Source organism: Oribacterium sp. oral taxon 078 str. F0263 (genome assembly GCF_000469565.1).
Classification (GTDB): Bacteria; Bacillota; Clostridia; order Lachnospirales; family Lachnospiraceae; genus Oribacterium.
Window position 1 is genome coordinate 18,110 of record NZ_KI273085.1, and the last position, 11,362, is coordinate 29,471.

The window sequence follows — 11,362 nt, forward strand, 5'->3', positions numbered from 1 at the left end:
AAAAACATCATGATAAGGAGGGTACTATGAGAAAGAAAATTGTTGCGATGGTTATCAGCATGATGATGCTTGGGCTTGCTGGATGCGGATCAACTAATTCCAGCGGAGCAGCCTCCAGTGCAGCTGCACCCGCAAAAGCTGCGGCAAATGCTTCCAGCGAAACAGCCAAAGCTGCGGCATCCGAGGAAACTGCAGCTGCTTCCTCTGATATAGAAGATAAGCCTGAAGTTGAAGTTTCAAAAGGGGATTATGGTTTCCCGAATGACACCACCATCACATGGATTGTTCCCGGCAAGGCGGGCGGCGGCTCTGATCTTGCAATTCGTTATCTTTCCGAGGCAATGACCAGAGATCTTGGACTGACCAACACAGTGACAAATTATGATTCCAATACCGTTGGACATCAGCAGATCGCCAATGCAAAGCCGGATGGATCTACGATCACTCTGGCAACGGCAGCATTGAATATTCAGTGGATTACAGGAAACACAGATGTTAATCCGAAGAAAGATCTGACACTCATTGCCGCAATGGACGACAATGGATTCTCTGCACTGTGTGCTCCGGCCAACGCTCCCTATGACACATTTGGGGAAATGATCGCCTATGCCAAGGAAAACCCTGGAAAGTTAAATGCAGGTATGCCTTCTTCCGGCAACAACACACTGCAGTTTGGTAAAATCCAGAAAACCCGCAATGTTCAGTTCAATCCAGTAGAAGCTTCTTCTGAGTCCGATCGTCTGACGTCTCTGTCCGGTGGATTCATCGATCTGGGATTTGTCGGCATCGGCAATGCAAAGGAGTATGAAAAGGCCGGTAAGCTTAAAGTACTTGCCACTATGGCTGGTGATGGACTGAAGATCGAGAATTATGATTCAAGTCTCGGAGACAACTACAAGACCATGCAGGAACAGGGCTATGATGACCTGTACTGGAATGTGAAGCATTATATCTATGGTCCCGCCGGTATGGATGAGACGCAGGTCAAGAAAATGAATGCGGCTGTGAAGATTCTTTATAATGATCGGCAGTGCCGTGAAGACCTCACCTCGATCGGACATGTACCAGAATGGCATAATCTTGAGGATTCCGAGAAGATTCGCGATGCGGAATATGCTGAGGAGGTTCAGATCGCTGATTATCTCGGCACAAAGGTAAATGACTAAGAAAGGACCTCATATGAAACGAGATACGGTAACAGGAATCGTCGGCATCGCCGCTGTGCTTGTTCTCTTTTTGGTGATGCAGACTCTCCGACAAGTTCCCAATCTCATTGAGCCGGGGCCCCGGCTGATGCCGACTGTTGGTTTGCTGGTCATACTTCTTAGCTCCATCATGCTTCTGATTCACGGTATCCGTGGCAAAGCTCCCGAGAAGTCCTATTTCCCCAAGGGAGGCGGCAAACGCACCGCCTTCGCATTCCTGGAGCTTGTCATCTATGCCATTTGCCTGGAAGTATTTGGTTTTCTGATTTCTACACCGTTTGCCATGTTTGCCTTTGTGAACACTCTGAAAGGGGACGAGAAGGTGAAATGGTGGTTCAATGTATTGATCAGCATCGCCGTAACCGCCTTCCTATACGCAATGTTTGTACTTGGATTCCAGATCAAGCTTCCTGTCGGAATCCTCTTTCGATAAAGGAGATTTTCCATTATGTCGTACTATCTGTCAGGGCTAATGCTCTGCCTGCAGCCGATGAATCTGCTCCTTATTACAGGCGTTGCGATTGTCGGCATTATCTTCGGTGCTATTCCTGGTTTGTCAGCTACACTTGGCATTTCGTTGCTGCTGCCGGTCACCTTTGGCTTGTCGAGCAATACATCTTTTATTGTGCTGCTCGCCATGTGGATCGGCGGTGTTTCGGGAACTTTTATTTCTGCAGTTCTCATTGGCATTCCGGGATCAAGCTCTTCAATTGCAACCTGTTTTGACGGCTATCCGATGACCATGAAGGGAGAGGCCTCTAAGGCTCTCGCAGTCGGCATGACGGCATCATTTCTTGGAACTGTCGCCTCTGTATTGATTGCTACCGTAGTGGCGCCAGTGATTGCTGATCTCGCACTACTTCTTGGGCCTTGGGAGTATTTTTCCCTCTGCTTCTGTGCCATCACTCTTGTCGCGGCTCTGTCCAAAGGCAATATATGGAAAGGCCTTCTTTCCGCCGGCATCGGCCTTTTCCTTGGCTGTGTCGGACTGGACCCGATCACCGGCATCCGGAGATTTACCTTCGGTATTCCAAATCTCAATTCCGGTCTCTCCACTGTCTGCCAGATGCTCGGCATGTTCGCCCTTGCTCGGATCATTGTCGATTATGGAAAAGGGGAAGGGAAACTTCCGGAGGTGAAGAAATCAGAGCTGCGAGGTTTTGGTATTACCATTAAGGATTATATTCGCAGCTTTCCTACCATCATTCGTTCTTTCCTGATTGGCCTTTGGGTTGGCTTCCTGCCCGGCATGGGATCAGGAATCTCCAATATGGTCGCCTACGGACAGGCGAAGGCTTCTTCAAAACATCCGGAACTCTTTGGCACAGGATATGAGGAAGGTATTTGGGCATCTGAGACCGCCAATAATGCTTCTCTTGGCGGTGCAATGATACCGATGATGGCACTTGGAATTCCCGGAGATGGTATCACGGCAATGCTGATTGCCGGCCTCACGATCCATGGACTGCAGGCGGGCCCTCTGTTTCTGTCACAGCAGCCGGATCTCTGCTACCTGATGTTTGCCTGCGTGCTGATCAGTGCCATTATTACGTTCGTACTGGAAGTTGTATTCAAAAGATGGCTCCCTCTGATCTTAAAGGTCCCCTATCACTTCCTGTACAGTGTCATTCTGACGATCAGCTTTATCGGGGCTTTCGGCGTTTCCAACAGTGAGTTCAATTTCATCATCATGCTGGGGTGGTGTGTCCTTGCAGTTTTCCTGATGATGGAAGGTGTATCGCTCAGCCCTCTGGTACTAGCATTTATTCTGTCGGATGATCTTGAAACTTACTTTCGCCGCGGTGTCAGCTATGCACATGGCAGTTATCTGTCCTTTATCACCAGGCCGGTTTCCCTGATCTTCCTATTGCTGGCCGTTTTCTCTGTTGTCTGGCCCTATATCGGCGATTATCGAAAGAAGAAAAAGTCAGCAGCGATTGCTGCGGCGGCTGCACAGCAATCAGACACAGAAGTTCATGATGACTGATTTAATTCCCGGCATCAAAAAAAGTTTATCCTACTCCTCCCTCCATACTGCACAAGTACACGCAGTATGGAAGGAAAAATTATTTCCAAGGCTCAGGCAAAGAAGAATTCGACGTCGAATGGCTGCTGAGTTTTGTCTGATGGCAGTTAGTTATTGAACGTATTAATGCAGGATGCTATTTTCATCAACTATAAAAAGGAGTCAGACTATGAAGATCGGTTTCATTGGATTAGGCATTATGGGCAAGCCTATGGCAAAGAATATCATGAAGGCGGGATATGAGCTCGTGGTCAACACGCATAATCCGAAAACAATTCAGGAATTTGTAGATCTTGGGGCGGAAGGCGCAAAGAACGGGGCAGAAGTTGCGACAAAGGCGGATGTCATTATCACAATGCTCCCGAATTCTCCCCAGGTGCGTGAGCTGTGCCTTGGTGAGGGCGGCATCCTCGAGACAGCGACGGACAAGACTGTTGTGATTGATATGTCTTCTATTGATCCTACAGAGTCGAAGGCTATTGCTGCCGAGCTCGCGAAAAAGGGTGTCGAGATGCTGGACTGCCCTGTTTCCGGCGGAGAGCCGAAGGCTATTGATGGCACACTGTCCGTTATGTGCGGCGGTACAAAGGAGATTTGGGATAAATACTATGACCTGCTGATGACGATGGCTGCTTCAGTGGTTTATGTCGGACCGATTGGATCCGGAAATGTAGCTAAACTTGCCAACCAGATGATTGTCGCTGCCAATATCGGAGCAGTTGCAGAGGCGCTGACTTTTGCCAAGAAGGCGGGAACAGATCCGGAACTGGTTTACAAAGCAATTCGCGGCGGCCTTGCAGGTTCCACCGTGCTGGATGCCAAGGCACCCATGATGCTCTCCGGCAATTATAAGCCGGGGTTCCGCATCAAACTTCATGTCAAAGACCTCACAAATGCACTGAATGCAGCTCATGCAATCAACATGCCGGTTCCGATGACTGCCCATATGATGGAGGTCATGCAGGAACTAATGAACCATGATGAGGGCGGCTGCGATCATGATGATATTGTCAGGTACTATGAGAGAATGACGGGCATTTCGATCATTGAAAATGAGAAAAAAGGGGAGTAAACCTGATGAATACAGATTATATTAAGGGTGTCATCGTCCCTATTCTTACTCCCTGCGATGATGATGAAAAGGTCGACGAGGCGGCTCTTCGCCGGCAGGTAGATTTTGTAATCAGTGGCGGCCTGCAGGGAATTCTCGCCTTTGGTTCCAATGGTGAGTTCTACCAGATCGAAGAAGACGAAATGAAGCGCGGCCTGAAGATTATCGTCGATCAGGCATCAGGCAGGGTACCGGTTTATTTCGGAATCGGCGCAATTAACACGAGAAAATGTGCAAGGCTTGCGAAGATGGCGGCAGCCAATGGTGCCATGGGAATTTCTATTCTCCAGCCGATGTTCCTTAAGCCTACTATAGAAGAACTCTTCCTGCACTTCAAGACAATAGCAGAGGCTGTTCCGGATACGCCAGTATTACTGTATAACAACCCTGGCAGGGCAGGCTACGGCATCAGCGCGGATTTCGTGGATAAGCTGGCACATGCTGTGCCGAATATTGTCGGAATGAAAGATACCTCCGGGGATATCACACTGACCGAGGAGTGTGTCCGCAGAACGAGAGATGTCGGATTCCGTGTTTTCGGCGGAAAGGATACACTGCTTTATGCCAGTCTGTGCGTGGGCGCTGTTGGCGGAGTCTGTACCTCTGGTAATTTTATGCCGGAAATGATTGAAGAAATCTATACTAAATATATGCAGGGAGATCTTAAAGGTGCGTTGGAAGCGCAGTTCAGGCTCAATCCTGTGCGCCTGGCAATGGACTGTGCCAGCTTTCCTGTTGCAGCCAAGGATATGGCTAATTACCGGGGGCAGAATATCGGCAAACCTTATTTGCCTAACCTGCCCACGACGGACAGCACAAAAGCAGAAAAAATGAAGAGCGCGATGGCAGCAGCGGGATTACTGTAATACGAATTTTTGCATTGGATAGGGAGGTATGTTGAATTCATGCCCCCCTTTATTCATAACTGCGAGGCAATTTCAAGGTGATTTCATGGAAGAACATTTGCGAAAAGAAGCAGACACTATAATTGCAGCAAGTCTTAAAGCAGTCATGCCCGATGAGGCTGTGCAGCGCGCTCTGAAGGAGTTCAAGTCTGGTAAGGGAAAGGTTATTCTGGTCGCTGCAGGCAAAGCCGCATGGCAGATGGCAAAGGCGGCAGTGGATTTTCTTGGACATATTGATGGCGGAATTGTCATTACCAAATATCAACATGTAAAAGGAGAAATCCCAGGCATTCAATGTTATGAAGCAGGACATCCCGTACCGGATGAAAACAGTTTTACGGCAACGCAGCATGCTTTGGAATCGGTCAGCGGACTTACAATTGAGGATACAGTCCTTTTTCTTCTTTCCGGTGGCGGCAGTGCGTTGTTTGAAAAGCCTCTGATTTCCGGAGAAGAGCTGCAGGATATCACCAGGCGGCTCCTGGCCTGCGGCGCAGATATTACAGAGATGAATACGATACGCAAGCGCCTGTCTGCAGTCAAAGGCGGAAGGTTCGCCAAGGAATGTGAACCTGCACATGTTTTCAGTATTGTTCTCTCTGACATTCTCGGCGATCCATTGGATATGATTGCATCCGGTCCCGCCTATCCGGATTCCACAACTTGTGCACAGGCCGAGATAATCGTCTCTAAGTACGGTCTCAAAATTTCTCCAAAAGCAGAGAGTCTCCTGGACATTGAGACGCCAAAGCAGCTTGATAACGTAACAACCAGGGTTACTGGATCGGTAAAAGAACTCTGCGCGGCAGCAGACAAGAAATGCCGGGAGATGGGCTATTCTACAGTTCTGCTTACGGATCAGTTGTCCTGTGAGGCCAGAGAAGCGGGATCTTTTCTTGCCAGTATACTGAAAACACATGCCGGAAGCGGCAAAAGACTCGCCTTCATCGCAGGAGGCGAAACCATAGTTCGTCTGACCGGGAAAGGTCTGGGCGGAAGGAATCAGGAACTTGCCCTTGCTGCTGCGCCGGGGATCTCAGGCCTTAAAGGAGCATGCGTATTCTCTTTCGGATCTGACGGCACAGATGGTCCGACGGACGCGGCGGGCGGATATGTGGATTACACTACAATGAAAGCATTGCAGACAAAAAATGTGGATGTGTACCAGGTTCTGCAGGAAAATGATGCCTATCATGCCTTGAGAATGGTAGGCGGCTTAATCATGACCGGTCCGACCGGAACCAATGTAAACGATGTTGCGGTTGCACTTCTTGATGCATGATAAATTGAAGGAGTTTTTATATGTGACAGACATAGGGTTCCCCCGTCTAATAAGTTATTGGTTTAATGTTGTCACGTTTTCGTGAATATTTCTATGTCATTATTTCCTCCATATTTATTCTATTCCTATTTGTTTCATCATCAGTCTTTCCAGTAAATTTTGCATTAAAATCCTATCTGATTCCCCTTACAAATCGGAATTTGCATAATCAGCCGGTATATGCATCTTCAATCGAATTCTTGAAATTCTGCTTTGCCAGCCACTCCCATTCCTCATCATTCTCAGCTATATCAATCCGTTCAATCTTGAAAATCACGGGCCGCGTCCCATCATTGCAGCAAGCGATCATCATTCGGTCATCATTCGTCCATCCCTTCATGATAGAGCCACCCTGCAGAGCGGTGTAAACATATCTGCTGACAGCATCCCACGCCTCTCCGCAGAACTTGCCATCCATCAGGTGATAAAAATCGTCCTTCTTCGGTGTGCGTTTTAGAAGGAAGGTGTCTCCCGGCTTGAAGAACGGGCACGGGCCGGATTTCGGATCAGCCAGGTATTTTTCCTGAAGCTCCGGGAAGCATTTCGTTTCCAAAACGGTAATTTTGCATTCGTGCTGCATATTGACCTCCTCCTATAGGCACTTTCCACATCTACTGCAGCCGCTGCAGCTCAGACGCATTCCACACTTTTCACATCGTTTTTTCAAAGTATGACGTATCAAACTTTGCAGAGGTAATTCCGATTGCGCTCATCCGGTCGTTCATCCGGTTCGATGTTTCTACATCAAAAACCACATACTTTGTATCATTGCCACTTCTCACCTTACATAAACCTGGCCGTCAGGCTTTCCGGACTCTGCCGGATTTCATCGGGACTGCCATATGCAATGATCCGGCCGCCCTCCTTTCCGCCGCCCGGTCCCATATCGATGATGTAATCGGCATTCTTTATTACATCAAGATCATGTTCAATGACCACGACAGTCGCTCCATGATCAATCAAAGTCTGAAAAACATGCAGCAGTGTCTTCACATCCTGCGGATGCAGGCCAATTGTCGGTTCATCGAAAACAAAAACGGAATCGCTCTGCCCTTTCCCCATCTCACTGGCAAGCTTTAAGCGCTGCGCCTCGCCGCCGGAAAGGCCCGGCGTTTCCTCTCCGAGTGTCAGATAGCCGAGTCCGAGGTCGTGCAGCACCTGCAGGCGCTGCTGCAGCAATTTGAGTCCGCCGAGTACATGCAAAACCTGATCCACACTCATATTCATGAGATCCGGCAGACTGTATTCATTACCGTCCTTCGCCCTCCGGCGGATGTCAAACGCCTCCCTGCTGTACCGGGAGCCACGGCAGTCCGGACATGGAATTTTCACATCCGGCAGAAACTGGACATCCAGAGAGATCTCCCCTGTTCCGTCACAGATCGGACAGCGAAGCTTCCCTGTATTATAAGAGAAATCTCCCGCCTTGCAGGAGCGTTCCTTCGCGTCCGCCGTTTTCGCGTATACTTTCCTGAGCTCGTCATGGACATTGGCGTAAGTCGCCACGGTAGAACGCACATTGATGCCGATTGGCGCGGCATCGATCAGCTTGACCTCAGTGATTCCTTCCGCTTCAATGTTTTTCACGTGTCCCGGCAGCTTCTGCCCGCTGATCTTTGCCTTCAGCGCCGGGATCAGGCTTTCGAGCACCATCGTCGTCTTTCCGGACCCGGAAACCCCCGTCACCACGGTAAGCCGCCCCACCGGTATCCGCACATCCAGCGGATGTACGGTGTGAATTGCCCCTGTTTCCAGATGAATGACAGCTTTCTCAAACATGCCACCCGCCTGCATGACCGGGCGGATTCTTGATTCATACTGATCGGAAAGATACGGCCCGATGACAGATCCCGGATTCTTCGAAACGTCTTCGACACTTCCCTCGGAAATAACCATCCCTCCGTCCGCTCCGGCACCCTCTCCCATCTCGATCATCCAGTCGGCGTGCTTCAACACCTGCGTATCATGATCGACAATGACGACGGAGTTCCCATCCGCCCGCAGATCATCCATCACACCGGTCAGACCCTTGAGATTATAAGGATGCAGGCCGATGGACGGTTCGTCGAGAACATAGAGGACACCTGTCGTGCGGTTGCGGACTGCCCTTGCGAGCTGTACCCGCTGCCTCTCACCGGTGGAAAGCGTCGAGGCCGCCCGGTCAAGCGACAGATATCCAAGCCCCAGATCCATCAGCCGCTTCGAAACATCCATGAAGGATTCGCTGATATTTTCCGCCATGGGACGCATCTCTTCCGGCAGAGAAGCCGGAACACCCTGTACCCAGGGGATCAGCTCCGAGAGCGTCATAGCTGTCGCCTCATCCAGCCCGATTCCCCGAAGCCGCGGCGCACGGGCGGCTTCCGACAGTCTTGTTCCATGGCAGTCCGGGCAGACATCCTCTTCCAGATATTTTTCGAGCCGTTTCATTCCCTTCTCATCCTTTACCTTGGCAAGGGAATTTTTCACGGAATTGACCGCGCTGTAATAATTGAAATCCATCTCCGCAGGTTCCAGCGTGTTTGGATTGACATAGTGGATGTGATGTTTCTTCAACTCGCCGTGGTAGATAATCTCCTTCTCCTCCGGCGTCAGATCACGAAATGGGATATCTGTCCGCACTCCCATCGTGCGCACGATATCCTTCATCAGTGACCACATCAGCGTCCCCCAGACAACGACCGCGCCCTCATCGATCGTCTTTGAATCATCCGGCACCAAGGCTGCCTCATTCACAGTCTGGACGACTCCCGTTCCGCCGCAGCTCGGGCAGGCACCGGTACTGTTGAAGGCAAGCTCCTCCGCTCCGGGCCCGTAGAATTTCTCCCCGCAGAACGGACAGGTCATTTCCTGCATGGCGGCGACGGAAAGAGACGGCGGGCAGTAATGCCCATTGGGACAGCGGTGACTTGCAAGCCGGGAAAACATAAGCCGCAGACTGTTCAAAAGCTCCGAAAGCGTCCCGAACGTACTGCGGATGCCGGGAACTCCCGGGCGCTGGCGCAGCGCAAGCGCCGCCGGTACATATCTGACATCATCCACATCTGCCCGTTCCGCCTGTGTCATCCTCCGGCGCGTGTAGGCAGACAGAGATTCAAGATACCTGCGGGACCCTTCCGCATACAGCGCGCCAAGCGCAAGCGATGATTTCCCCGAGCCGGAAATACCGGCGATCGCTACGATCTCATGCAGCGGGACATCCACATCAATATTTTTCAAGTTGTGGACCTTTGCCCCGCGTACCTCGATGTACCTCGGCAGCATTTTTATTTTTTTATTGTCTGTCGACACGATCTGCTCCTTTTTATTTGCATGGGATAAAGCTGTTTATCCCAGTACTTTGCTTATCTTCTGTATCCCCTTACCGTTCTTTATCGTATTTAAACCCCCAGATCATAATCGCGTAAAATACCAAGAGCAGATCTCTCCCCTTTTCCGTTACCAATCTCAAGGACCGTCACAATTCAGCTCTGTAACGCTTTCACGGTCCTATTCATTCCCCTGTCATAAAGATTTCCTGCTTCTTATTACACTTCCGTGTTTTTGAAGCAGCCTTATCAATTCCTCCCGGATGGCCATTTCATATTCAATAATCCTATCAACGTAGAATGCTGTCAAATCACTGTTTAAAGGCTCAGAAATGACGTATTTAAGCCATTCCTGTTTCACTTTCATTATTCCAGCTCGAAAATGAAATACACTTTCTAATCCGTTCTGGTTCTGCTCTTTGGTACAATTTGATTCCGATTGACTCTGCTTATCCTATTTCTACAAGGTATACGAATTGCTGTTATCAATTTGTTATCACGGAATGTTATCATAATGGCTTTACGCCCTATTAATGATCACCGTAATGGCCTCCGCACTGAATTACCGTAATTCGCCCCACATCTGCTGTAAAAATCAAGCGATGCCTCTTATCAATGCGAACACTTGCATATCCGGACATATTTCCCTTCAGCAACTCCACCTTTCCATAACCAGCCTGATACCCATTCCGCAAAATATCTTTGATTAGGTTATTAATCTTTTTGCAAAGAATCTTGTCTTTCTGTAAATCGACATACTCTAGCCATGCATCAGATTGCCAATACAGATCTCTCACATCAGGTCTCCATTAGATCATGGCGAACAGCCTCGTTGTTCTGGACTTCACGAATTCGTCTCGCGAGTTCTGCTGCCTCCTCCAGAGTGAAACCATTTTCATCGCGAAGGGAAAAACGCATGCTCTGATTACGAACTGCTTGCTTAATTAGTGCAAGGGTAGCCGCCGACATCGTAAGTCCCAATTCATTGCATAGCGAACTGAACTGCTCTCTTGTTGTTTTATCCATCTTAAACGTGAAGTTGGACATTTCCACTGTCTTAGCCATTTCACTCACCTCCTAAATCAGGAGCATAGCATCACGATATGTATATTTCAAGTGTTTTTCGCGTGCATAACAGAGTAAGTTTACCGTAGGATTTGATTGTGTGAGAACCACCAATGGTGCGAAAGGGTATTTTATAAATATACCCCCACGATACAGCCCATGTCAAATCAGAGTAATTCCAGCATTGAACCAGGCAAACTTCTGCGCGATTTCGCTGAGCTCATGATTCGCATGATCTACGTACTTTCCCCATTCGCTGTACATCGTTTCTCCAAGCTTATGAGGATCTGCGATGAACGTATTTTCAGCACCGGCAGCCTTAGGGAGCTTCTGGTTCTTTACAAGCTCCAGCATATTCCCCCTGTTAAAAGAATAAGCTCTTAAATAAGCCATCTGATTCGCCCCGTCTCTGCACCATCCA

Annotated in this window: 11 protein-coding genes; 6 read left to right on the forward strand and 5 right to left on the reverse strand. The window is 49.2% G+C overall.

The annotated features are described in order from the left end of the window. The first annotated feature begins 26 nt into the window (after positions 1–26). The 6 genes from HMPREF1986_RS01925 to HMPREF1986_RS01950 all read left to right on the forward strand — a co-directional run bounded on the left by HMPREF1986_RS01925 (position 27) and on the right by HMPREF1986_RS01950 (position 6,529). Positions 27–1,166, forward strand: coding sequence for a tripartite tricarboxylate transporter substrate binding protein (locus tag HMPREF1986_RS01925; RefSeq protein WP_021773055.1), 1,140 nt, complete (start codon positions 27–29; stop codon positions 1,164–1,166). 13 nt (positions 1,167–1,179) lie between these two features. Beyond that, the gene (locus tag HMPREF1986_RS01930; RefSeq protein ID WP_196806088.1) at positions 1,180–1,638 is read left to right on the forward strand and encodes a tripartite tricarboxylate transporter TctB family protein; all 459 of its coding nucleotides are present in this window, start codon (positions 1,180–1,182) and stop codon (positions 1,636–1,638) included. 15 nt (positions 1,639–1,653) lie between these two features. Then, positions 1,654–3,192, forward strand: coding sequence for a tripartite tricarboxylate transporter permease (locus HMPREF1986_RS01935; RefSeq protein ID WP_036598841.1), 1,539 nt, complete (start codon positions 1,654–1,656; stop codon positions 3,190–3,192). Positions 3,193–3,364: 172 nt separating this feature from the next. Then, on the forward strand, positions 3,365–4,303 hold the full coding sequence (gene garR / locus HMPREF1986_RS01940; protein WP_081688415.1) for a 2-hydroxy-3-oxopropionate reductase: 939 nt from the start codon (positions 3,365–3,367) through the stop codon (positions 4,301–4,303). Positions 4,304–4,308: 5 nt separating this feature from the next. Further along, positions 4,309–5,208 (forward strand): dihydrodipicolinate synthase family protein, encoded by a 900-nt coding sequence (locus HMPREF1986_RS01945; protein WP_021773059.1) that lies wholly within the window; start codon positions 4,309–4,311, stop codon positions 5,206–5,208. Positions 5,209–5,293: 85 nt separating this feature from the next. Continuing rightward, complete coding sequence (locus tag HMPREF1986_RS01950; RefSeq protein WP_036598875.1) at positions 5,294–6,529, forward strand: glycerate kinase type-2 family protein; 1,236 nt, start codon at positions 5,294–5,296, stop codon at positions 6,527–6,529. 208 nt (positions 6,530–6,737) lie between these two features. Here HMPREF1986_RS01950 and HMPREF1986_RS01955 read toward each other — a convergent pair whose 3' ends face one another. From HMPREF1986_RS01955 to HMPREF1986_RS01975, 5 genes are all read right to left on the reverse strand, one after another. Continuing rightward, positions 6,738–7,148 carry a TIGR04076 family protein gene (locus tag HMPREF1986_RS01955; protein WP_021773061.1) on the reverse strand — a complete coding sequence of 137 codons (411 nt, stop codon included), beginning with the start codon at positions 7,146–7,148 and terminating at the stop codon, positions 6,738–6,740. A gap of 203 nt (positions 7,149–7,351) precedes the next feature. Then, positions 7,352–9,832: a putative excinuclease ABC, A subunit gene (locus HMPREF1986_RS01960; protein WP_021773062.1), complete on the reverse strand. Its 2,481-nt coding sequence runs from the start codon at positions 9,830–9,832 to the stop codon at positions 7,352–7,354. 574 nt (positions 9,833–10,406) lie between these two features. Beyond that, positions 10,407–10,673 (reverse strand): Txe/YoeB family addiction module toxin, encoded by a 267-nt coding sequence (locus HMPREF1986_RS01965; RefSeq protein ID WP_009216408.1) that lies wholly within the window; start codon positions 10,671–10,673, stop codon positions 10,407–10,409. A gap of 1 nt (position 10,674) precedes the next feature. Next, positions 10,675–10,941 (reverse strand): type II toxin-antitoxin system RelB/DinJ family antitoxin, encoded by a 267-nt coding sequence (locus HMPREF1986_RS01970; RefSeq protein ID WP_009216409.1) that lies wholly within the window; start codon positions 10,939–10,941, stop codon positions 10,675–10,677. A gap of 162 nt (positions 10,942–11,103) precedes the next feature. Further along, positions 11,104–11,362 (reverse strand): hypothetical protein (locus HMPREF1986_RS01975; RefSeq protein ID WP_021773064.1); only part of this gene is annotated, 259 nt, incomplete at its 5' end.